This window comes from Streptomyces incarnatus (genome assembly GCF_001027185.1).
Lineage (GTDB): Bacteria > Actinomycetota > Actinomycetes > Streptomycetales > Streptomycetaceae > Streptomyces > Streptomyces puniciscabiei.
Genome location: NZ_CP011497.1, coordinates 6,657,451 through 6,678,984, shown reverse-complemented (window position 1 = coordinate 6,678,984; position 21,534 = coordinate 6,657,451). Strand labels below are relative to the sequence as shown.

The 21,534-nt window shown below is 71.7% G+C and carries 21 protein-coding genes; 4 read left to right on the top strand and 17 right to left on the bottom strand.

Annotation, left to right across the window (positions count from 1 at the left end; all coding sequences use genetic code 11):
* Positions 1-37: 37 nt before the first annotated feature.
* Positions 38-715, bottom strand: a complete 678-nt coding sequence (locus ABB07_RS30230) for a LysM peptidoglycan-binding domain-containing protein (RefSeq protein WP_208901685.1) — start codon at positions 713-715, stop codon at positions 38-40.
* A gap of 539 nt (positions 716-1,254) precedes the next feature.
* Here ABB07_RS30230 and ABB07_RS30225 point away from each other — a divergent pair.
* Positions 1,255-2,040 carry a hypothetical protein gene (locus tag ABB07_RS30225; protein WP_208901684.1) on the top strand — a complete coding sequence of 262 codons (786 nt, stop codon included), beginning with the start codon at positions 1,255-1,257 and terminating at the stop codon, positions 2,038-2,040.
* 155 nt (positions 2,041-2,195) lie between these two features.
* Positions 2,196-2,594 (top strand): hypothetical protein, encoded by a 399-nt coding sequence (locus ABB07_RS30220; RefSeq protein WP_055707553.1) that lies wholly within the window; start codon positions 2,196-2,198, stop codon positions 2,592-2,594.
* A gap of 62 nt (positions 2,595-2,656) precedes the next feature.
* On the opposite strand, the gene der is transcribed toward ABB07_RS30220, so the two are convergent.
* From der to aroH, 5 genes are all read right to left on the bottom strand, one after another.
* Positions 2,657-4,141, bottom strand: a complete 1,485-nt coding sequence (gene der / locus ABB07_RS30215; protein WP_208901683.1) for a ribosome biogenesis GTPase Der — start codon at positions 4,139-4,141, stop codon at positions 2,657-2,659.
* Between the two features lie 76 nt (positions 4,142-4,217).
* Positions 4,218-4,820 carry a lysophospholipid acyltransferase family protein gene (locus ABB07_RS30210; protein ID WP_351549622.1) on the bottom strand — a complete coding sequence of 201 codons (603 nt, stop codon included), beginning with the start codon at positions 4,818-4,820 and terminating at the stop codon, positions 4,218-4,220.
* A 53-nt stretch (positions 4,821-4,873) separates the two neighbouring features.
* The gene (cmk, locus tag ABB07_RS30205) at positions 4,874-5,569 is read right to left on the bottom strand and encodes a (d)CMP kinase (protein WP_208901681.1); all 696 of its coding nucleotides are present in this window, start codon (positions 5,567-5,569) and stop codon (positions 4,874-4,876) included.
* Positions 5,570-5,701: 132 nt separating this feature from the next.
* Positions 5,702-6,787 (bottom strand): prephenate dehydrogenase, encoded by a 1,086-nt coding sequence (locus ABB07_RS30200; RefSeq protein ID WP_208901680.1) that lies wholly within the window; start codon positions 6,785-6,787, stop codon positions 5,702-5,704.
* Positions 6,784-7,146 carry a chorismate mutase gene (gene aroH, locus ABB07_RS30195; RefSeq protein ID WP_208901679.1) on the bottom strand — a complete coding sequence of 121 codons (363 nt, stop codon included), beginning with the start codon at positions 7,144-7,146 and terminating at the stop codon, positions 6,784-6,786. Before aroH ends, ABB07_RS30200 begins: the two co-directional genes overlap by 4 nt.
* Before the next feature lie 146 nt (positions 7,147-7,292).
* Here aroH and ABB07_RS30190 point away from each other — a divergent pair, with 146 nt between their 5' ends.
* Positions 7,293-7,679, top strand: a complete 387-nt coding sequence (locus ABB07_RS30190) for a Rieske (2Fe-2S) protein (protein WP_208901678.1) — start codon at positions 7,293-7,295, stop codon at positions 7,677-7,679.
* A 22-nt stretch (positions 7,680-7,701) separates the two neighbouring features.
* Positions 7,702-8,445, top strand: coding sequence for a nucleotidyltransferase domain-containing protein (locus ABB07_RS30185; RefSeq protein WP_208901677.1), 744 nt, complete (start codon positions 7,702-7,704; stop codon positions 8,443-8,445).
* Here the strand turns inward: ABB07_RS30185 and ABB07_RS30180 are convergent.
* The 11 genes from ABB07_RS30180 to ABB07_RS30130 all read right to left on the bottom strand — a co-directional run bounded on the left by ABB07_RS30180 (position 8,371) and on the right by ABB07_RS30130 (position 21,308).
* Positions 8,371-9,120, bottom strand: a complete 750-nt coding sequence (locus ABB07_RS30180; RefSeq protein ID WP_208901676.1) for a nucleotidyltransferase domain-containing protein — start codon at positions 9,118-9,120, stop codon at positions 8,371-8,373. The two genes, ABB07_RS30185 and ABB07_RS30180, sit on opposite strands and share 75 nt — an antisense overlap.
* A 4-nt stretch (positions 9,121-9,124) precedes the next feature.
* Positions 9,125-10,132: an ADP-ribosylglycohydrolase family protein gene (locus tag ABB07_RS30175; protein WP_208901675.1), complete on the bottom strand. Its 1,008-nt coding sequence runs from the start codon at positions 10,130-10,132 to the stop codon at positions 9,125-9,127.
* 78 nt (positions 10,133-10,210) lie between these two features.
* On the bottom strand, positions 10,211-11,281 hold the full coding sequence (locus ABB07_RS30170; protein ID WP_208901674.1) for a pseudouridine synthase: 1,071 nt from the start codon (positions 11,279-11,281) through the stop codon (positions 10,211-10,213).
* A 13-nt stretch (positions 11,282-11,294) separates the two neighbouring features.
* Positions 11,295-11,942 carry an SMC-Scp complex subunit ScpB gene (gene scpB, locus ABB07_RS30165; protein WP_208901673.1) on the bottom strand — a complete coding sequence of 216 codons (648 nt, stop codon included), beginning with the start codon at positions 11,940-11,942 and terminating at the stop codon, positions 11,295-11,297.
* The gene (locus tag ABB07_RS30160) at positions 11,939-13,180 is read right to left on the bottom strand and encodes a segregation/condensation protein A (protein WP_208901672.1); all 1,242 of its coding nucleotides are present in this window, start codon (positions 13,178-13,180) and stop codon (positions 11,939-11,941) included. Before ABB07_RS30160 ends, scpB begins: the two co-directional genes overlap by 4 nt.
* Positions 13,181-13,198: 18 nt before the next feature.
* Positions 13,199-13,753: a hypothetical protein gene (locus tag ABB07_RS30155; protein ID WP_079048900.1), complete on the bottom strand. Its 555-nt coding sequence runs from the start codon at positions 13,751-13,753 to the stop codon at positions 13,199-13,201.
* Entirely contained in the window at positions 13,738-14,871 is a 1,134-nt protein-coding gene (locus tag ABB07_RS30150; protein WP_208901671.1) for a ParA family protein, read from the bottom strand. The genes ABB07_RS30155 and ABB07_RS30150 overlap by 16 nt, the downstream gene beginning before the upstream one ends.
* Before the next feature lie 379 nt (positions 14,872-15,250).
* On the bottom strand, positions 15,251-16,366 hold the full coding sequence (gene ald / locus ABB07_RS30145) for an alanine dehydrogenase (protein ID WP_208903681.1): 1,116 nt from the start codon (positions 16,364-16,366) through the stop codon (positions 15,251-15,253).
* Positions 16,367-16,513: 147 nt separating this feature from the next.
* On the bottom strand, positions 16,514-18,580 hold the full coding sequence (locus tag ABB07_RS30140) for a tetratricopeptide repeat protein (RefSeq protein WP_208901670.1): 2,067 nt from the start codon (positions 18,578-18,580) through the stop codon (positions 16,514-16,516).
* A gap of 368 nt (positions 18,581-18,948) precedes the next feature.
* Positions 18,949-19,575, bottom strand: a complete 627-nt coding sequence (locus ABB07_RS30135) for an NUDIX domain-containing protein (RefSeq protein ID WP_208901669.1) — start codon at positions 19,573-19,575, stop codon at positions 18,949-18,951.
* An 83-nt stretch (positions 19,576-19,658) separates the two neighbouring features.
* On the bottom strand, positions 19,659-21,308 hold the full coding sequence (locus ABB07_RS30130; RefSeq protein ID WP_208901668.1) for a CTP synthase: 1,650 nt from the start codon (positions 21,306-21,308) through the stop codon (positions 19,659-19,661).
* Positions 21,309-21,534 lie beyond the last annotated feature (226 nt).

Here is a 21,534-nt window from a genome sequence, read left to right as displayed (position 1 = left end):
CTCGACGGGCAGCGGCTGTTCTGCGGGTGCTCGGCGCTCAGAGCGCGAGGCGCTGGCCGGGCACGATCAGGTTCGGGTCGTCGCCGATGACCTTCTTGTTGGCGGCGTAGATCCGCTGCCAGGTGGTCCCGTGCCGCTCGGCGATGGCGCTCAGGGTGTCGCCCTCGCGGACGGTGTAGTCACCCGTGCCGCGGGACTCGCCGCGGTTGGTGTGGCCGGCCTGACGTTCCGGCGTCTTCGCCGGGGCGGACCTGGTCGGGGCGGACTTCGTCGTCACGCTGCCCTTGCCGGCGCTCGTACCGGTGGTCGCGGCCGCCGGGGCCGTGCCGGAGGCTCCGGCGCGGGCCGAGCAGACCGGCCAGGCGCCCCAGCCCTGGGCCTGCTGGACCCTGGTGGCGACGGCGATCTGGGCGCTCCTGGAGGCCTGGTCGGCCGTCGGGGCGTAGGCGGTGCCGCCGTACGCGCGCCAGGTGCCGGCGGAGAACTGGAGCCCGCCGTAGTAGCCGTTGCCGGTGTTGATGTGCCAGTTGCCGCCGCTCTCGCACTGGGCGATGCGGTCCCACACTCCGTTGTCCGCCGCGGCGGCGTTGCCGGTGACGGCCAGCAGTCCCAGCGGGGCCAGCAGCGCGGCTCCGGCCAGCGCTGCCGTCGTACGGCCCTTGCGGGCGCCTTCAGGACGGGCGGTGTTGCGGGTGGTATCGGCACACTCGGACATGTAATTCCCTCTCCACGAACCCGGGCTCCCCCTGGGCGGAGCACGTCTCGCCGCGCAGGACCGCGGTTGCTCGTGCCCGCCCCGTCCGGTGACCGGTGCCGGCGCTGGTGCTGTGCCGGTGCCGGGTGTCGGACGTACCCGAGCGGTGCTCGTTGCACACGGCGGAGGAATCTAGGGAGGACGAGCGGCCGGAATCAACCAACTCCCCGTCATTCGAGGCCAGTTGCCTGTTACCGCAGGTATCGTCGATTTTCGGCCACCCACTACATTCGCTGATTTCCTGATTTGTCGACCAGCGACCGAGGCGATCTGTGATTCACTTCACCCCGTCAAGTTCCTTGACGCGGCGACGAGTTGACCGTGAGTAGCGCATTCCGCACCGCTGGTGACCGTGTGCGGTGGTTGGTTCGAACCGGTCGGGCCCGGGGCGTGACTCCCACCACAGGACGTCCGTTGTCTTCTTCATGAGCCCGGAACCCCGGAACTCAGCGGCCGGGAGCCACCCGGCCGCCCCCAGCACGCATCCCGAGGGAGCCACCGTGCCGCGCATGCTCGACGTCAGTGACGCCGTACGCGCCGAGATCGGCGACGAAGAAGCCGACCGGCTGCTCGCCGGAGAGAACGCCCCGGGCAGTTACGACTGCACGTCCTGCCGCACCCCGGGCGACTCCGAGCAGGAGCGCACCAGCACCGTTCTGTTCGTCGGCGACGAGACCGCCGTCCTCGCCTTCGCCCACGCCAGCTGCCTGCCCTCGCAGGTCGTCCAGGTCACCGAGGAGCAGCTGCGGGGCGCGGTCCGGTCCATCGGCGGCATCGCCGCGGCCCCGGGCGAGCCACAGCAGGCTCCGGCCGAGCAGGCGGTCCTCGGGGTGACCAGCGGACTCGTGCTGATCGAGGGCGAACTGCACCCCGCGCTCGTCGTCGAGCCGACCTCGCCGATCGTGCGCCCGGGCTCCACCGGGGCCGGTGACGACTTCCTGCCGCTGCTCATCGAGCAGGGGTTCATGCCGCTGACCGAGCTGGCGTCCGTGCCGCCGGTGCTGCACGGCTGGTCGGTGCTGCTCGCCGTGGGCCAGCTGCACGCGGTGCTGCAGCCCTCGGCGCACGGCGGGCAGCCGGTCGCCTGGTGGCAGGCGCATCAGCCGCTGCAGGTGACGGACAGCTGGCGGGCCGCGGCGAACAAGCACCAGCAGGTGCTGATGTTCGCGGCGCCGGTGGGTTCCATCGGCCGGCAGCCGCGGGAGGATCTGCTGCGGGAGTCTCTCGACAAGGCGGCGGCGGAGGGGAAGCTGGTGGCCGCTGCGCTGCCTCTTGCGGGTACGTGATCTTTTCGCCCAAGGGGCGGGGGCTGCGTGTCGTTCGGCGGCTGCGGGTGCGTCGTGGCTTGTCGCGCCCACGCGGCGGAGCCGCACATCGGCACAGCCCCGCGCCCCTGGCTCAGTGACCGCATCTCTTTGAGGTCCCCGTCGTTTGGACATACGTGCACGCATACGACACTCCTCCTCCCCGCCGGTCCGCCTTCGTCTCTGTTCCGTCTGCGCGGTTGGCGCAGGACGGGGGCGGGGGGGCCTCGGCCACGCCGATCTACGACTCGCTCTACGCGGAGTGGGTGAAGACCTTCCGTACGCTGCCGGGTGACCGGAGCGGGGAGGAAGGGCTGAGGTTCTGCCCGTTCGGGAGCCTTCCGGACCGTACGGGCTCCTACGGGGGCCACCGGCCGGGGTCGTTCAGCAGCTCGTACAGCGCCTACAGCGCGGGCGCGTACAGCGCGCGGCAGCACTCGCAGTGGCAGCGGGTGAGCACGCTGGGGCGGCAGCAGGACACCGGGATGCAGCACGTTCCGGCGGCGCTGCCTCCGGGTCCGCGCCGGGGCATGTGAGCGGCGTACGGTGAAGGGCGGCACCTGGATCTCCAGGCGCCGCCCTTCACGTCGTACCGCCGTTACTTCTTCTTCGCACCGCGCTTCTCGCGCACCCGCACCGAGATGTGGATCGGGGTGCCCTCGAAGCCGAACTCCTCGCGCAGGCGGCGCTCGATGAAGCGCCGGTAGCCGGCCTCGATGAAGCCGGAGGCGAAGAGGACGAACCGCGGGGGCTTGGTGCCGGCCTGGGTGCCGAACAGGATGCGCGGCTGCTTGCCGCCCCGGATCGGGTGCGGGTGGGCCGCGACCAGCTCGCCGAGGAAGGCGTTGAGGCGGCCGGTGGGGACGCGGGTCTCCCAGCCGGCGAGGGCGGTCTCGATGGCCGGGACCAGCTTCTCCATGTGGCGGCCGGTGCGCGCCGAGACGTTCACCCGCGGGGCCCAGGCGACCTGGCCCAGCTCGGTCTCGATCTCCCGCTCCAGGTAGTAGCGGCGCTCCTCGTCGAGGGTGTCCCACTTGTTGTAGGCGATGACCACCGCGCGGCCCGCCTCGACGGCCATGGTGACGATCCGCTGGTCCTGCACGGAGATGCTCTCGGAGGCGTCGATCAGGATGACGGCGACCTCCGCCTTCTCCACCGCGGCCGCCGTACGCAGGGAGGCGTAGTAGTCGGCGCCCTGCTGGAGGTGGACGCGCTTGCGGATGCCCGCCGTGTCGACGAACTTCCAGGTCACGCCGCCCAGTTCGATCAGCTCGTCGACCGGGTCGCGGGTGGTGCCCGCCAGCTCGTTGACGACGACGCGCTCCTCGCCGGCCACCTTGTTCAGCAGGGAGGACTTGCCGACGTTCGGGCGGCCGATCAGGGCGATGCGGCGCGGGCCGCCGATGCCGGCCCCGCCGAAGGTCTCGCGCGGCGCGTCCGGCAGCACCTCCAGGACCGCGTCCAGCATGTCGCCGGTGCCGCGGCCGTGCAGCGCGGAGACGGGGTGCGGTTCGCCGAGGCCCAGGCTCCACAGGTAGGCCGCGTCGGCCTCGCCGCTCGGACCGTCGACCTTGTTGGCGCAGAGCACGACCGGCTTGCCGGCCTTGCGCAGCAGCCGTACGACCGCCTCGTCGGTGTCGGTCGCGCCGACCTTGGCGTCCACGACGAAGACGACCGCGTCGGCCGCCTCGATCGCGTACTCGGCCTGGGCGGCCACGGAGGCGTCGATGCCGAGGACGTCCTGCTCCCAGCCGCCGGTGTCGACGACCTTGAAGCGGCGGCCGGCCCACTCGGCCTCGTAGGTGACGCGGTCACGGGTGACACCGGGCTTGTCCTCGACCACGGCCTCGCGGCGGCCGATGATCCGGTTCACCAGGGTCGACTTGCCGACATTGGGGCGGCCGACGACGGCGAGCACGGGCAGCGGACCGTGGCCCGCCGCCTCGATGGCGCCCTCGACGTCCTCGATGTCGAAGCCCTCTTCCGCGGCGAGCTCCATGAACTCCGCGTACTCGGCGTCGCCGAGAGCCCCGTGGTCGTACTCGTGCTCAGCCGAGTCGCCGGGCTGGATGTCGTCGTTCATGTAGTCCGTACCTCGTCGTTCTTCGTGGTGATCGGTGGAGACGCCCTGAGGGGGCGAACCCCCGCGGGCTGATCCACTACTCAAGTGTCGCCTGGCGCCCGGTCAGGCGCCTGGCGTTTTCCAGGTGGCTGGTGAGCTGCTTCTGGATGCGCTCGGTCGCCTCGTCCAGCGCCCTGCGGGTGCGCCGCCCGCTGCCGTCGCCCGCCTCGAACGGGTCGCCGAAGACGACGTCGACGCGGGAACGCAGGGGCGGGAGCCCCTTTATCAACCGTCCCCGCTTCCCGGAACTTCCCAGGACGGCGACGGGCACGATCGGCGCCCCGCTGCGTACGGCGAAGTAGGCGAGCCCGGCGCGCAGCGAGGCGAAGTCGCCCTCGCCCCGGGTGCCCTCCGGGAAGATGCCCAGCACGCCCCCGGCCTCCAGCACGCCCAGGGCCTGGGTGATGGCGGTGCGGTCGGCGGAGGCGCGGTCCACCTTCAGCTGGCCGATGCCGGTCAGGAAGGGGTCCAGCGGGCCGACGAACGCCTCCTTCTTGATCAGGAAGTGCGTCGGCCGGGGTGCCACGCCCATGACCATCGGGCCGTCGATGTTGTGGGAGTGGTTCACCGCGAAGATCACCGGTCCGGTGGCCGGCACCTTCCAGGCGCCGAGCACGCGCGGCTTGAACAGGCCGTACATCAGACCGACGCCGATGCGCCGGCCGACCTCGGCACCCCGCTGCGAGGGCAGGCTCACTTCCCGGCCCGCTTCTCCTCGACCAGGGTGACGACGCACTCGATGACCTGGGCGAGGGTGAGCTCGGTGGTGTCCACCTCGACCGCGTCGTCGGCCTTGGCGAGGGGCGAGGTCTTGCGGGAGGAGTCGGCGGCGTCCCGCTTGATCAGGGCCTCGCGGGTGGTGTGGAGGTCGGCGCCCTTCAGCTCGCCGCTGCGGCGGGCCGCGCGGGCCTCCGGGGAGGCGGTGAGGAAGATCTTCAGGTCGGCGTCCGGGAGGACGGTCGTACCGATGTCACGGCCCTCGACCACGATGCCCTGCTCCGCGCCGGCGGCCAGCGAGCGCTGCAGCTCGGTGATCCGGGTGCGCACCTCGGGCACCGCGCTGACCGCGCTGACCTTGGAGGTGACCTCCTGGGTGCGGATCGGGCCGGCCACGTCGACGCCGTCGACCGTGATGGTCGGGGCGGCCGGGTCGGTGCCGGAGACGATCTCCGGCTTGCCCGCGACGGCGGCGATGGCGGTCGGGTCCTCCAGGTCGATGCCGTTGGTCACCATCCACCAGGTGATCGCCCGGTACTGGGCGCCGGTGTCCAGGTAGCTCAGGCCGAGCTGCGCGGCGACGGCCTTCGACGTGCTCGACTTGCCCGTGCCGGAGGGGCCGTCGATCGCGACGATCACGGGCTTGGCGGTCGGGGCGGCGCCGTTTTCCACGGAGGGACACCTTCCTGGTGCGGTGCGGGCGGATGCGAGGGGGCAAGAGCGCCCTGCACAAGGTTACTGGGTTCGGGTCACTCGTCCGGACGCACGCGTGACCCGCGGCCCGCCCCCACTGCCGCAGCGCCCCTACTGCCGCAGCGCCCAGCCCCGCTCCCGCAGCGCCTCCTTCAGCACCGGCGCGGCCTTCGGCTCGACCATGAGCTGGACCAGACCCGCCTGCTGTCCGGTCGCGTGCTCGATGCGGACGTCCTCGATGTTGACCCCGGCCCGTCCCGCGTCGGCGAAGATGCGGGCCAGCTGCCCGGGCTGGTCGTCGATGAGCACGGCCACGGTCTCGTAGACCCGCGGCGCGGACCCGTGCTTGCCGGGTACCCGCACCTGGCCCGCGTTCCCGCGGCGCAGCACGTCCTCGATGCCGGCGGTGCCCGCGCGCCGCTTGGCCTCGTCGGAGGACTGCAGGGCGCGCAGCGCCTCGACGGTCTCGCCCAGGTCGGCAGCCACGTCGGAGAGCAGGTCGGCGACCGGGCCGGGGTTCGCGGAGAGGATGTCGATCCACATGCGCGGGTCGGAGGCGGCGATCCGGGTCACGTCCCGGATGCCCTGCCCGCACAGCCGTACGGCGGCCTCCTCGGCGTGCTCCAGGCGCGCGGCGACCATGCTGGACACCAGGTGGGGCATGTGGGAGACGAGGGCGACGGCACGGTCGTGGGCGTCGGCGTCCATGACGACCGGGACGGCCCGGCAGTGGGAGACCAGCTCCAGGGCGAGGTTCAGCACCTCGGTGTCGGTGTCCCGGGTGGGGGTGAGCACCCAGGGGCGGCCCTCGAAGAGGTCGGCGGTCGCGGCCAGCGGGCCGGACTTCTCCCGGCCGGACATGGGGTGCGTGCCGATGTACGCCGACAGGTCCAGTCCGAGCGCCTCCAGCTCGCGCCGCGGACCGCCCTTGACGCTGGCCACGTCGACATAGCCGCGGGCCACACCCCGGCGCATGGCGTCGGCGAGGACGCCGGCCACATGGGCGGGCGGGGCGGCCACGACCGCCAGGTCGACCGGGCCCTCGGGGGCCTCGTCGGTGCCGGCGCCGAGCGCGGCGGCCGTACGGGCCTGCTCGGGGTCGTGGTCGGCCAGGTGGACGGTGACGCCGCGCTGGACGAGGGCCAGGGCGGCGGAGGTGCCGATCAGGCCGGTGCCGATGACGAGTGCGGTTCTCACTGGGCGATGTCCTTGCGCAGGGCGGCCGCGGCGCCGAGGTAGACGTGGTTGATGTCGGCGCGGGGCCGGTCCGACTCGATGTGCGCGAGGAGCTGTACGACCCGGGGCATGGCGCCCTCGATGTCCAGTTCCTGGGCGCAGATCAGGGGCACGTCGACGATGCCGAGCTTGCGGGCCGCGGCGGCCGGGAAGTCGCTGTGCAGGTCGGGGGTGGCCGTGAACCAGATGCTGATCAGGTCGTCCGTGGTCAGTCCGTTCCGCTCCAGGACGGCGGTGATCAGGGCTCCGACCTGCTCGTCCATGTGCCCGGCCTCGTCCCGCTCGAGTTGGACGGCTCCCCGGACCGCTCGTACCGCCACGGCGCTGCTCCCTGCTGAGGTGCGGATCTTTTCTTGGTCCGTCCAGCGTAGTCAGCACGCGCGGACGGAGCGCGCGGCGCCCGACCGCTGAGACGATGCGGTGGATCCGGTATTTACCGATTTCGACGTGTTGTACGGAGGCCGGCATGACTGAGGGCGCGACGCGGCGCACGGTTCTGGCGACGGGCGCGGCGGCGATCGTCGCACCTGTCGCGGCATGCGGCGGCAACGCCGACGGATCCAGTGGCGGGGATCTGGGCAGCACCAAGGACATCCCGGAGGGCGGCGGCAAGATCTTCAAGGACCAGAAGGTGGTCGTCACCCAGCCGGCGAAGGGCGACTTCAAGGCGTTCTCGGCGATCTGCACACACCTGGGCTGCACGGTGAGCAAGGTCGCGAACGGCACCATCGACTGCCCCTGTCACGGCAGCAGGTTCCACATCGCCGACGGTTCGGTTGCCCACGGGCCCGCGACCAGGCCGCTGCCCGCGAAGTCGATCAAGGTGCAGGGAAATTCGATCAAACTGACGTGAGGGGTCGGCGTACGCTCCCGGCATGCAGCCCGAGACCCTGGTACGCGATCACACCGTCTACTCCTGTGTCATGGGTTCCCGGGCCTTCGGGCTGGCGACGGACACGAGCGACACCGACCGGCGGAGCGTGTTCCTCGCCCCCACTCCCCTGTTCTGGCGGTTCGAGAAGCCGCCCACGCATGTGGAGGGGCCGGGCGAGGAGCGGTTCTCCTGGGAGCTGGAGCGGTTCTGCGAGCTGGCGCTGCGCGGCAACCCGAACATCCTGGAGTGCCTGCACTCGCCTCTGGTGGAGCGGGTGGACGACACCGGCCGGGAGCTGCTGTCCCTGCGTGGCGCCTTCCTCTCCCGCCGGGCCTACGACAGCTTCACCCGCTATGCCCTCGGCCAGCGCAGGAAGCTCGACGCCGACGTCCGCACGCACGGCGCCCCGCGCTGGAAGCACGCCATGCACCTGCTGCGCCTGCTGATGAGCGCCCGCGACCTGCTGCGCACCGGCGAGCTGCGGATCGACGTCGGGGACCAGCGGGAGCCGTTGCTCGCGGTGAAGCGGGGCGAGCTGCCGTGGCCGGCCGTCGAGGCGTGGATGGTCCGGCTGGCGGGCGAGGCCGAGGAAGCCCTTCGGGGCACCCCGCTCCCGCCCGAGCCGGACCACGCGCGCGTGGCCGGCTTCCTGTTCCGGGTGCGCCGCGCCTCAGCCCTGCAGGCGCACGCGGACCACGAGGTCGTGCAGGGCGTCGTGGGCGCTGGGGGCGTCGGGCAGCGCTGAGGCGGCCTGCGCCGCGTCGAGCACGGCGTGCAGTCGCTCCACGTCGGCCTCCACGCGCGCGTGGCCGACGCTCGCCGTCCCGTGCTCCTGCTCCGCCTTGGCCGCTATCAGCTCGGGCACGTAGGCGGGAGCGTCCACCAGGTCCAGCAGGGTGGGCAGGTGGGCCTGCACCTCGCCGCTGCGCATGAGGTGGATGCCGGTGAGCAGCACCCGGAACGTGTAGAGCAGCGGCTTGAGTTCGCGGGTCTTCTCGAACAGCCGCCACTGGGTCACCGCGAACCCGCGGTAGTGGTGGGCGTGGTGGCCGGTGAGGACGCCGGGGGCGAGCGCGGCCAGCTCCCGGTGCGTCTCGCCGGTGTGCACGACCAGGGGCGAGAGCAGTTGCTCCAGCACATAGCCGTTGCGGCGCAGCATCAGCCGTACGAACTTGCGCAGGTCGTGGGTGACGAGGTCCAGTTCGACGCCGTAGCGCACCCAGGTCCGCGAGCGGGTCTCGTCCGGCTCGCGCAGCCCGACGAGGTCGGCCGCCGGGAGCAGATGGACGCCCCGCAGGTCCACGTCGGAGTCCCGCGAGGGAAAGCCGTACAGGTGGGCTCCGGAGACGGTCGCGAACAGCAGGGGGTCGGGCTGTTCCGCGACCACGGGCTTCAGGTCGATGTCGAGGTCGTCGATCATGGGCCTAAGCGTCCCAGAGCGCACCCAGGGCCGACAGGTCGCCCCGGTACTCGATCCGGTCCGCCCAGTCGGCGGGCCAGGCGTCCGCGCCCAGCCAGGCGCCCGCGAAGGCGCCGGTGAGGCAGGCGATGGAGTCGGAGTCACCGGAGGAGCAGGCGGCCCGGCGCAGGGCGGTGACGGGCTCGTCGGGGAAGAGCAGGAAGCACAGCAGCCCGGTCGCGAGGGCCTCCTCGGCGATCCAGCCCGCGCCGGTGGCCAGGCACGGGTCGGTCTCCGGGGAGGCGGTGCGCACGGCGTCCTGGAGCCGGTCGAGTACCGCCAGGCACTCGTCCCAGCCGCGCGCGACGAAGTGCTCGGGGCTGGGGTCCTGGGAGCGGGTCCACAGGTCGCCGAGCCAGGTGTGGTCGTAGTGCGTGCGGTGGTCGAGGGCGTAGGAGCGCAGCCGGCCGACCAGGCCCGTCGGGTCGGTGCCCCGGGCGAGCAGGTGGACGGCGTGGGCGGTGAGGTCGGAGGCGGCCAGCGCGGTGGGGTGGCCGTGGGTGAGCGCGGACTGCAACTGGGCGGCGCCGGAACGCTGTTCGTCACTGAGGCCGGGGGCGAGCCCTACCGGGGCGACCCGCATGTTGGCTCCGCAGCCCTTGGAGCCGGTCCGGCTGGCGTCCTGCCACAGCCGGCGCTCGTCGTCGAGCAGATGGCACGCGGTCAGGCAGGTGTTGCCCGGTGCGCGGTTGTTGTCCGGGGAGTGGAACCAGTCCACGAACTCCTCGCGCAGCGGCCGCTCCAGCCGCTTCGGGGCGAGGTACCCGCGTTCCATGGCCGTCCTGAGCGCCCGTCCGACGGCGAGGGTCATCTGGGTGTCGTCGGAGACGAGGGCCCGCTTCGGCAGCTCCATCTCCCGCCAGGGCCCGCACTTGGCGAGGATCGAGGGCACGTCGTTGAACTCGGTCGGGAAGCCGAGGGCGTCCCCGAGGGCGAGGCCCAGGAGTGCCCCGGTGGCGGCGCGCTTGGACATAGGATCACCATCCCCCTTTATCGTCATGCTGACAATAAAGGGGGATGGTGATCACGGCAAGGCGTTTTGGAGCTCTTCCTAGAGGTCGACTTCCTTCATCAGCATTCCGACCTCGGTGTTGGACAGGCGGCGCAGCCAGCCCGACTTCTGGTCGCCGAGGGTGATCGGGCCGAAGGAGGTGCGCACCAGCTTCTCCACCGGGAAGCCGGCCTCCGCCAGCATGCGCCGCACGATGTGCTTGCGGCCCTCGTGCAGGGTCACCTCGACCAGGTAGTTCTTGCCGGTCTGCTCCACGACCCGGAAGTGGTCCGCGCGCGCGTAGCCGTCCTCCAGCTGGATGCCGTCCTTCAGCCGCTTGCCCAGGTCGCGCGGGATCGGGCCGACGATCGCCGCGAGGTAGGTCTTCTTCACGCCGTACTTGGGGTGGGTCAGGCGGTGCGCCAGCTCGCCGTGGTTGGTGAGCAGGATGACGCCCTCGGTCTCGGTGTCCAGCCGGCCGACGTGGAAGAGCCGCGTCTCACGGTTGGTGACGTAGTCCCCGAGGCACTGCCGGCCCTCCGGGTCCTCCATGGTGGACACCACGCCCGCGGGCTTGTTCAGCGAGAAGAACTGGTACGACTGCGTGGCGACCGTCAGGCCGTCGACCTTGACCTCGTCCTTCTCCGGGTCGACCCGCTTGCCCTGCTCGGTGACGATCTCGCCGTTGACCTCGACGCGCGCCTGGTCGATCAGCTCCTCGCAGGCCCGCCGGGAGCCGTAGCCCGCGCGCGCGAGGACCTTCTGCAGCCGCTCGCCCTCCTGCTCGGCGCCCGGGAAGGTCTTGGGCAGCCTGATGTCCTTCTTGCCGGCGTAGCGCTCGCGGTTGCGCTCCTCGACCCGCGCCTCGTACTCACGCGAGCGCGCCGGTGCCGTACGGCCGCGTCCGCCGCCCTGCTGGGACTGCTTGGGGCCGCCCTTGGCGCCGCCCCGCGCCGCGCCGCCGCGCCCGGACTTGGGGCCGTCCTTCGAGGCGGCCGGGCCCACGTCGTAGCGGCGCTCCTCGGGGCGGGGCTTGCGGGGACGGCCCTGCCCCTGCTTGTTGTCCCTGTCGTTGCCGGCACCGCGGTAGTTACCGCGCCCGCCGCTCTTGCCGCTGCCGCTGCTTCGCATCAAGGTTTCCGTCTTAGTCGTCTGCGTCCTGAGCACCGGGCGCGTCGGGCGCGTCCGGGTCGAACGACGGGACCCCTTCCTGGGTCTCGGCCTCGATCGCCTCCGCCTCCGGGAGGAAGGGCGCGAGCTCCGGAAGCTCGTCCAGGCCACGCAGGCCCATCCGCTCCAGGAAGTAGTTCGTCGTCCTGTACAGGATCGCACCTGTTTCGGGTTCCGTGCCCGCCTCCTCGACCAGACCCCGTTGCAGGAGGGTGCGCATCACACCGTCGCAGTTGACCCCGCGTACCGCGGAGACGCGGCTGCGGCTGACCGGCTGGCGGTAGGCGACGACCGCGAGGGTCTCCAGCGCGGCCTGGGTGAGCCGGGCGGTCTGGCCGTCCAGGACCAGCCGCTCGACGGCGGGGGCGTACTCGGCGCGGGTGTAGAAGCGCCAGCCGCCCGCGACGAACCGCAGCTCGAAGCCGCGGCCCTGCACGGTGTACTCGTCGGCCAGCTCGCGCAGCGCGTCCGCGATCCGCCGTCTCGGCCGCTCCAGGATCCTGGCCAGGTGCTCCTCGGTCGCGGGCTCGTCCACGACCATGAGCATCGCCTCCAGGGCGGGCTTGAGGTCGAGGTCGGCGACGCCGTGCAGCCCCGGGGGGAGCTCCGTGGTCTCGCTCATGCCTTCTTCTCCTCCTCGGGCTGCTCGGGCGGCCGGTCGAACTCGTCGGTGACCATGGGCGCCGTGTCGGTGTCCCCGCCGGTCCAGCGCACGAGCAGCTCGCCGAGCGCGGCCTCCTGCTCCAGGGCGACGGCCTTCTCCCGGTACAGCTCCAGCAGGGCGAGGAACCGGGCCACGACGGTGAGCGTGTCGTCGGTGTCCTCGACCAGCGCCCGGAAGCTGGCCTCGCCCAGCTCCTTCAGCCGGGCCACCACGATCCCGGCCTGCTCCTGCACGCTGACCAGCGGGGCGTGGATGTGGTCGACGTAGACCTGCGGCTTGGGCTTCGGCTGCATCGCCTTGACCGCGAGCCTGGCGAACCCCTCGGGGCCGATGCTGATGACGACCTCGGGCAGCAGCTCGGCGTGGTGCGGTTCCAGGCCGACGGTACGGGGCCGGCGGCGGGCCTCGTCGTCGAGCCGCCGGCTGAAGATGTCCGCGATCTGTTTGTACGCGCGGTACTGCAGCAGCCGCGCGAACAGCAGGTCCCGCGCCTCCAGCAGCGCCAGGTCGGCCTCGTCCTCGACCTCGGCGGCGGGCAGCAGCCGGGCCGCCTTCAGGTCGAGCAGCGTGGCGGCGACGACCAGGAACTCCGTCGTCTGGTCCAGGTCCCAGTCGGGTCCCATGGCCCGGATGTGCGCCATGAACTCGTCGGTGACCTTGGAGAGGGCGACCTCGGTGACGTCCAGCTTGTGCTTGGAGATCAGCTGGAGGAGCAGGTCGAAGGGGCCCTCGAAGTTGGCGAGGCGGACCTTGAAGACGCCGTCCGGGACCGCGGAGTCCTCGGCGGGCGACGGCGCCGGGTCCGACCCGGGAGGCTGCGCGTCCGGCTCGGGAACCCGTACGTCCGGCCCGGGAGGCTGTACGTCCGGCCCGGGAGGCTGCGCGTCCCACTCGGGAACCTGCGCGTCGGGCTCGGGAGGCTGTGCGTCCCGCTCGGGAACCTCTACGTCCGGCCCGGGAGGCTGCGTGTCCCGCTCGGGAACCTCTACGTCCGGCCCGAGAACCTGCGCGTCCCGCTCGGCAACCTGTACGTCCGACTCGGGAACCTGCGCGTCGGGGTCCGGAACGTGTACGTCCGGCTCGGGAAGCGGTGCGGGAACGGCGGCCGGTTCCTGCTGTGGCACCCCCGGACCCCGCCCCAGCGCACGCCGACGGCCGGCACCGGCGCCGGGGAGGGGAACGTCAGACGAGGTCATAGCCCCCGCAGGCTACCCCTACCGCCCGCGCAGCCGCCGTACCAGGATGCTCGCGTCACCCCGGGACTCCAGGTCGGCCAGGACCACGGCCACCGCCTCGCGGACGATACGCCCGCGGTCGACCGCGAGCCCGTGCTCACCGCGGAGCACCAGCCGGGCGTGCTCGAGGTCCATCAGCTCCTCGGCCGACACGTACACCGTGATCTTCTCGTCGTGCCGCTCGCGCCCGCTGGGCCGCCGCGCCGCCGCCCGCCCCCGCTTGCGCGGCGGTGCGGCGGGTGCGCCAGAACCTTCCTGCGCCGCCTGCCGGCGCGCCGGGCGGGTGCGGGACTCGCCCGCCCCGTCCTGCTCGGCCTCGGCGGCGACGTGCTCCGCGCCCTCGCCGTCACCGCCCTGGACCGGCACCGACTGCGGTGCGTCCTCGGCGGCGGCCACGTCGTCGCTCTCCCCTGCGGGAGCCGGCACCCGGGCCTCACCGTTGGCCGTGCGCCGGGGAGTCGACGGCTGAAGTGCCATCCCCCCTGTCGTACGGAAGAGTTCGTCGGCCCCGGGCAGACTCACTCGGCGTGACACCGGGCGAGCACCTCCCTGGCGAGCTGGCGGTAGGCGGCGGCACCGACGGAGTTGGAGGCGTAGGTGGTGATCGGCTCACCGGCGACCGTGGTCTCCGGGAAGCGGACCGTGCGGCCGATGACCGTGTGGTAGACGTGGTCGTCGAACGCCTCGACCACCCGGGCCAGGACCTCACGGCTGTGGACCGTGCGCGAGTCGTACATCGTGGCGAGGATGCCGTCCAGTTCCAGCTCGGGGTTGAGCCGCTCCTGGACCTTCTCGATGGTCTCGGTCAGCAGGGCCACACCGCGCAGGGCGAAGAACTCGCACTCCAGCGGCACGATCACCTTGTGAGCGGCCGTCAGGGCGTTGACGGTGAGCAGGCCGAGCGAGGGCTGGCAGTCGATCACGATGTAGTCGTAGTCGGGCATCAGCGGCTTCAGGGCGCGCTGCAGCGTCGACTCGCGGGCGACCTCCGAGACCAGCTGGACCTCGGCGGCCGACAGGTCGATGTTGGAGGGCAGCAGGTCCATGTTGGGGACCGCCGTCTTCAGCAGGACCTCGTCCGCGGACATGCCCCGCTCCATGAGCAGGTTGTAGACCGTCAGGTCGAGTTCCATCGGGTTGACGCCGAGACCGACCGACAGCGCGCCCTGCGGGTCGAAGTCAACGAGCAGCACGCGCCGGCCGTACTCCGCGAGCGCGGCACCCAGGTTGATGGTCGACGTCGTCTTGCCGACGCCGCCCTTCTGGTTGCACATCGCGATGATCTTCGCGGGGCCGTGGTCGGTCAGCGGGCCCGGGATCGGGAAGTACGGCAGCGGGCGTCCGGTCGGGCCGACGCGCTCGCGGCGCTGGCGGGCCGCGTCGGGCGCGAGCGTGGCCGCGTACTCCGGATCGGGCTCGTACTCGGCGTCGGGGTCGTAGAAGTGCCCTTCGGGCAGTTCGTCGTAGACGGCGAGGTGGTTGTGGGGCGCGCCACTTCCGTCGCCGGCCATGGCGTTCACGTGATGGCCATCCATGCTCTGGTGTGCTGTCCCGGCCGCCTGCGAACCGGAACTCTGGTGGGCTGCGAAGGTGCGCACAGCTACGGAGCCGACAGCCTCGAATCCCGCGGGGCCCTGGCCCCGTGCAGGCATTCCTGGTTGACCACCCCCGGGAGAAAATGTCGACTCATTCACAAGTCGTCTTACCTCCTTGGTGACCAGGAAACTTCTAGACAAGGTCAGCGTGGCACCATGCCGACGGTTGGCGACTCTATGGCGTGTCGGCGGTCCGCAGCAACACAATCCGCCGGACCCGGCAGGATGTGTCGGCAATGAAACATCTCGCTGTCAAGGGCGTACGGCCGTCGCACAGCAGGTTTCACCGGTGTACGAATCGGTCGAAGGGTTGCGTTCGAGGCGAGTTGGCCAAGAGTCGCCAAGTGACCATACACACATCCGGCCGGACCTTGTCGGGCAAGGTCCGGCCGGGTGCGCGCTGTTGACGAGTCGTGTTGACGAATCGCCTTTTGGGTCAGCCCAGGAGCGTCTCGAGCTCCACGTGCTCCAGGCCGTGAGCCTCGGCGACCTCCTTGTAAACGACCTTGCCGTCATGGGTGTTGAGACCCTTGGCGAGCGCGGCGTCGCGGCGCAGCGCCTCGACCCAGCCGTTGTTGGCGAGGGAGACGATGTACGGCAGCGTCGCGTTGGTGAGGGCGTTGGTGGAGGTGTTGGGCACCGCGCCGGGCATGTTGGCGACGCAGTAGAAGACCGAGTTGTGCACCTGGAAGGTCGGCTCGGCGTGCGTGGTCGGGTGCGAGTCCTCGAAGCAGCCGCCCTGGTCGATCGCGATGTCGACAAGGACACTTCCGGGCTTCATGCGGGCCACCAGCTCGTTGGTGACCAGCTTCGGGGCCTTGGCGCCCGGGATGAGGACCGCGCCGATGACGAGGTCGGCGTCGAGGACGGCCTTCTCCAGCTCGAAGGAGTTGGACATGATCGCCTTGACCTTCGTACCGAAGATCTTGTCGGCCTCGCGCAGCTTGTTGATGTCGCGGTCGAGCAGGGTCACGTCGAAGCCCATGCCGACGGCGACCTGGGTGGCGTTCCAGCCGGAGACACCGCCGCCGATGACGACGCACTTGGCCGGGGTCACGCCCGGGACACCGCCCGGCAGCACGCCACGGCCGCCGGCCGCGCGCATCAGGTGGTAGGCGCCGACCTGCGGGGCGAGCCGGCCCGCGACCTCGGACATCGGGGCGAGCAGCGGCAGCGCGCGGTTCGGCAGCTCGACGGTCTCGTAGGCGATGGCCGTGGTGCCGGACTCGATGAGCGCGTCCGTGCACTCCTTGGAGGCGGCCAGGTGCAGGTAGGTGAAGAGGATCTGGTCCTTGCGCAGGCGGTGGTACTCCTCCGCGATGGGCTCCTTGACCTTCAGCAGCAGGTCGGCGGTGGCCCACACCTCGTCGGCGGTGCCGAGGATCGCGGCACCGGCGGAGACGTACTCCTCGTCCGTGATCGAGGAGCCGAGGCCGGCGCCCCGCTCGATGACGACCTGGTGGCCGTTGCGCACCAGCTCGTGCACACCGGCGGGGGTGATGGCCACCCGGAACTCGTTGTTCTTGACCTCGCGGGGGATGCCGACCTTCACGTCGATCACGGTCCTTGGCTCAGAGGGTATGGGGGGTGCATTACATGACATACCCAGGCATGCGGGGCATACCGGGAGACACCGCAGGAGAACGTGCGGCAGAGCCAGTCTAATGAAGGCGTTCCGCGTGTCTAGCCTTTCATTGCATCAATCTTCGCTGGATGCACTACGGATTTCGCAGGCTTCGGTGTCCTGTATGGGGCTTGTCTCTCGGTCCGGGGCCTCCTCGTCCAGCATGCGTCCGGCCGCCGCCCGGTGCAGACGGGCGGCGGCGGAGTCGCCCAGGTGCTCCAGCGTGTCGGCGAGCCGGAGCTGCAGCGCGGCCTGGAGCCGGACGTCGTCGGCGCGCCGCGCCCACTCCACCGCCTCGTGGCAGGTGCGCAGGGACTCCTCGAACCGTCCCGCGTACTCCTGCACCCGGGCCACCTCGCTCAACGCCCGTGCGTGGGCGGCGACATCGCCGCTGCGGCGGTAGCCGGCGACGGCGGCCCGCCAGTTCCGCAGGGCCTCGCCGTAGCGGCCCGCGTAGGTGTGGGCGGTGGCGATCCGGCCGTACAGCCGGGCGGCCTGCTCGCGCTCGCCCCGGGCCAGCCGCTCGGCGAGGGCCCGGCCGAACCAGTCCGCGGCCCGGTCGTGATCCCCGAGCTCCTGGTAGGCGCCGCCTACGGATTCCATTGCGCGACCGGTGGCGTACGGGTCATTTGCTCTGCGTCCGGCGTCCAGAGCCGACCGGTATCGTGCCAGCGCCTCCCGGGTGCGGCCGGACTGCGCGTCCACGTCGCCCAGGTTCAGCAGGGCCGCGGCCTGCTCCCGGTCCAGCCCGCGCCGCTCGGCCACATCGAGGACCAGGCTGTGCATCTCGTACAGGTCGGCCGCGGCGGCCTGCGTGCCGACGTGCGCCACCATGGCCCTGACCAGCTGGGACATCAGCCGCCGGGCGAGGGTGTCCAGCTCGCCGTCGGCCACCGCCAGACGCGCGCACGCCAGCAGCGCGGGGCGCCGGATGCGCAGCCAGTCGGCGGCCGCCCTGGGGCTGGGGAAGCGCACCTCGCGGGGCATCGCGTTCAGCTTCTCCCGGGCCTGCGGGCTGTCCGTCTCGGTGATCGCCCGGCACGACTGCAGCAGCCGCACGGTCCGCTCCAGCATCCGGGCCCGGGCCAGCTGCAGCTCCGCGGGCCGCTCCTGGCTCTCGGCCAGGGCGCGCAGCAGCGGGTGCAGGCAGCCGGGGACGTCGTACTGCGGCAGCGGGGAGTCCACCGGGCGCAGCAGGCCGAGGGCGACGAGGTCGTCCAGGGCGGCGCGGGCGGCGCTCACCGAGCAGCCGGCCAGGGCCGAGGCCGTGTGCGGGTCGATCAGGCCGGTCGGGGCGAGGGAGAGCAGCGGCAGCATCCGGGCGGCCGGACCGGGCAGGTCACCGAGCACGTGCCGGAAGACCCGGGCCAGCGGGGTGCCGTCCGGGCCGTCCTCGGCGGCGGTGTGCAGCCGTTTGGCGAGGTCGGATACGGCGGCCTTGGGCCGGGCGGCGAGCCAGCCGCCGGCCAGCACGAGCGCGGCGGGATGGCCCTGGCAGGCCTCGACCAGGCTCTCGGCGGAGCGCGGGTCGACCGTGATGCGGACGGCGCCGGTGTAGCGGGTGAGGAGTTCCACCGCCGACTTGGTGTCCAGGCCGCCCAGGGTGCAGGGGCGGACGTCCGCGATGCCGGTCAGCGGGCCCGCGGAGACGGCCACCACCAGGCAGTCCGGCGCCTGAGGGAGCAGCGCGTCGACCTGCTCGGCGCCGGCCGCGTCGTCCAGGAGCAGCAGGGCACGCCGGCCGGCGAGGGCGGTGCGCAGGGCCTCGGTGAGGTCGTCCTCGGCGGCACCGGCCGGGGCCGGCAGCTCCAGCGCGGCGAGCAGGTCGCGGGCGGCACGGCCGACCGGGACGGGGGTGCCGTCGGGATCGCTGAGGCGGGTTCTCAGCACCCCGTCGGGGTAACGGCCGGCCACCTGGCGGACGAGTTCCTCGGCGAGGGCGGTGCGGCCGGAGCCGGGGCGGCCCGCGATCAGCAGCACGCGCGCGCGGGGTGCCTTGCGGCCGGAGAGCGTGTCCAGTCCCGCGCGCTCGATGTCGGCGCGCAGGTCCTTCAACTCCCTTGTACGGCCCAGGAAATGGCCTTCCGCGCCGTGGTGCCCCGAGAGCCGCACCCCGCCTGTGCCCACCACCTGATCCGTCACGGGCCACACTCCCGTCCCACCGCACACGCAAGCCCGCCGGATCTTCCGCCACGGGCGTGCACGAGCCTAGTTCACGCTCTGCGACGTGCCGTGACGACCGCTGCGGACAGGTCCCCCGATCGGATCAGGCGATCGTCACACCAGTACGCCGATCGGGTGCGGCTCCGCGCGACCGGTGCGGCTCAGCAGCCGAGGCGGATGCGGCTCACGAACCGGGCCAGGTGCGCGGCTCAGGAGTCGAGGCAGGTGAGCTCGGGAGTCGAGGCAGGTGGGGCTCACGAACCGTGCCGGGTGCGCGGCTCAGGAGTCGAGGCAGGTGAGCTCGGGAGTCGAGGCAGGTGGGGCTCACGAGCCGGGCCGGGTGGGGCTCAGGAGTGGAAGGGCCGGGCCGGCCACGGGGCGTCGGCCGGGCGGAGCGCGTCGAGGCCGTCGCCGCCGCGCGCGGCCACCAGCGACAGGACGCCGACGACCAGGCAGTTGTTGTGCACATCGCCGGCCAGGACGCGGCGCACCAGCTCCTCGACCGGCACGCGCGCGTGCTCCATGTCGGTCTCCTCGTGCTCCGCCGCGAACCGCTCGCCCTCGGCCGCGGACAGATCGCGGGCGAGGAAGATCCGCACGGCCTCGTCGCAGCCGCCGGGCGTGGTGTACACGTCGGTCAGCACCCGCCAGTCCTCGGCCTTGACGTGCGCCTCCTCGTACAGCTCGCGCTGGGCGGCGTGCAGCGGGTTCTCGCCGGGCACGTCGAGCAGACCGGCCGGGATCTCCCACAGCTTGTGCCGCACCGGGTGGCGGTACTGGTTGATCAGCAGCACCCGGTCCTGCTCGTCCAGGGCGAGGACGGCGACCGAGCCGGGGTGGACCTGGTAGTCGCGGCGGACCACCGACCCGTCGGGCATGACCACGTCGTCCGTGCGGACGGAGGTCTTGTTGCCCGTGAAGGGGGTCTCCGTCGCCCGGATCTCCCACTCCTCGGCGGTGTCCTTGATCGTCATGCCCTGTCCTTCCCCGAAACGCCAAGCGGCCGGGACGCGATCGTTTTGAATGCGCGCGCCCCGGCCACCGTACAACCCTTGTGTTACTTCGAGATCTTCCGCTCGACGGCGGCCTTCACCAGGCCGGCGAACAGCGGGTGCGGACGCGTCGGCCGCGAGCGCAGCTCCGGGTGCGCCTGCGTGGCGACCAGATAGGGGTGGACGTCACGCGGGTACTCCACGTACTCCACGAGCTTGCCGTCCGGCGAGGTGCCCGAGAAGAGGATGCCGGCCTTCTTCTCCAGCTCCGCGCGGTAGGCGTTGTTGACCTCGTAGCGGTGCCGGTGCCGCTCCTCGATGTACTCCTTGCCGTCGTACACCTCGCGCACGATGGAGCCCTCGGCGAGCTTCGCCGGGTACATGCCGAGGCGCATGGTGCCGCCCATGTCGCCCTCACCGGCGACGATGTCCAGCTGCTCGGCCATGGTGGAGATCACCGGGTGGGCGGTGGCCGGGTCGAACTCGGTGGAGTTGGCGTCCGGGATGTCGGCCAGGTTGCGCGCGGCCTCGATCACGATGCACTGCAGGCCCAGGCACAGGCCGAGCAGCGGGATCCGGTTCTCCCGGGCGTACTTGATCGCGCCGACCTTGCCCTGCACACCGCGGTCGCCGAAGCCGCCGGGGATGCAGATGCCGTCCACGTCGGACAGCTGGGCCTTGGCGCCGGCCGGGGTCTTGCAGTCGTCGGAGGTGACCCACTTGATCTTCACCCGGGCGCGGTTGGCGAAGCCGCCGGCGCGCAGCGCCTCGGTGACCGAGAGATAGGCGTCGGGCAGGTCGATGTACTTGCCGACCAGCGCGAGGGTGATCTCGTGGTCGGGGTTGTGGACACGGTCGAGCAGGTCGTCCCAGGTCGTCCAGTCGACGTCCCGGAACGGCAGGTCCAGCTTGCGCACGACGTAGGCGTCCAGGCCCTCGGAGTGCACGACCTTCGGGATGTCGTAGATCGAGCGGGCGTCGGGGCAGGCGACCACGGCGGCCTCGTCGACGTCGCACATCAGCGAGATCTTGCGCTTGATCGCGGTGGGCACCTCACGGTCGCACCGGAGGACAATGGCATCGGGCTGGATACCGATGTTCCTGAGGGCCGCGACCGAGTGCTGGGTCGGCTTGGTCTTCAGCTCACCGGAGGGGCCGATGTAGGGGAGCAGCGAGATGTGTACGACGAAGACGTTGTCCCGGCCGACCTCGTGCCGGACCTGACGGACGGTCTCCAGGAACGGCAGCGACTCGATGTCACCGACAGTGCCGCCGACCTCGGTGATGACGACGTCCACCTCGTCCGTCGCCATGCGCCGGATGCGGTGCTTGATCTCGTTGGTGATGTGCGGGATGACCTGCACCGTGTCGCCGAGGTACTCGCCGCGCCGCTCCTTGGCGATCACCGTCGAGTAGACCTGGCCTGTAGTGACATTGGCGGTGCCGTCCAGGTCGCGGTCGAGGAAGCGCTCGTAGTGTCCGATGTCCAGGTCGGTCTCGGCGCCGTCGTTGGTGACGAACACCTCGCCGTGCTGGAAGGGGTTCATCGTGCCCGGGTCGACGTTCAGGTACGGGTCGAGCTTCTGCATCACGACGCGCAGGCCGCGGGCCTTGAGCAGCATGCCCAGACTGGAGGCGGTGAGGCCCTTGCCGAGCGAGGAGGCGACACCCCCGGTGACGAAGATGTGCTTGGTCGTCGTAGATTTCGGCGGCATGGCCAAGAGGGGGCTCCCGTGGTCGCGGTCTGTCGTGCGGTAAGGCGTCCGGCCCGGATGCTGCTGTGCTTCCTGGCGGAGGTGCCGTCGCTGCGGTTCGGGGGTTTCGGGCCCACCGGTCCACGGGCTACCAGGGTATCAGCGCCTGGGGCCGATGGCTTCCGGCCACGCTCCGCGCTCACCCGGCCACGGGGCGGCTCCGTCACGCCGCCGCGGGGCGGGTCAC

Excerpts from the sequence above, each read along its gene's own strand:
- ABB07_RS30180 (WP_208901676.1), bottom strand. The coding sequence starts at position 9,120 with ATGATCGACGACCTCGACATCGACCTGAAGCCCGTGGTCGCGGAACAG.
- ABB07_RS30190 (WP_208901678.1), top strand. The coding sequence starts at position 7,293 with ATGACTGAGGGCGCGACGCGGCGCACGGTTCTGGCGACGGGCGCGGCG.
- ABB07_RS30130 (WP_208901668.1), bottom strand. The coding sequence starts at position 21,308 with ATGCCGCCGAAATCTACGACGACCAAGCACATCTTCGTCACCGGGGGT.
- ABB07_RS30175 (WP_208901675.1), bottom strand. The coding sequence starts at position 10,132 with ATGTCCAAGCGCGCCGCCACCGGGGCACTCCTGGGCCTCGCCCTCGGG.
- ABB07_RS30210 (WP_351549622.1), bottom strand. The coding sequence starts at position 4,820 with ATGTACGGCCTGTTCAAGCCGCGCGTGCTCGGCGCCTGGAAGGTGCCG.
- scpB (WP_208901673.1), bottom strand. The coding sequence starts at position 11,942 with ATGAGCGAGACCACGGAGCTCCCCCCGGGGCTGCACGGCGTCGCCGAC.
- ABB07_RS30135 (WP_208901669.1), bottom strand. The coding sequence starts at position 19,575 with ATGACGATCAAGGACACCGCCGAGGAGTGGGAGATCCGGGCGACGGAG.
- ABB07_RS30160 (WP_208901672.1), bottom strand. The coding sequence starts at position 13,180 with ATGACCTCGTCTGACGTTCCCCTCCCCGGCGCCGGTGCCGGCCGTCGG.
- ABB07_RS30185 (WP_208901677.1), top strand. The coding sequence starts at position 7,702 with ATGCAGCCCGAGACCCTGGTACGCGATCACACCGTCTACTCCTGTGTC.
- ABB07_RS30230 (WP_208901685.1), bottom strand. The coding sequence starts at position 715 with ATGTCCGAGTGTGCCGATACCACCCGCAACACCGCCCGTCCTGAAGGC.
- ABB07_RS30150 (WP_208901671.1), bottom strand. The coding sequence starts at position 14,871 with ATGCCTGCACGGGGCCAGGGCCCCGCGGGATTCGAGGCTGTCGGCTCC.
- der (WP_208901683.1), bottom strand. The coding sequence starts at position 4,141 with ATGAACGACGACATCCAGCCCGGCGACTCGGCTGAGCACGAGTACGAC.
- ABB07_RS30170 (WP_208901674.1), bottom strand. The coding sequence starts at position 11,281 with ATGCGAAGCAGCGGCAGCGGCAAGAGCGGCGGGCGCGGTAACTACCGC.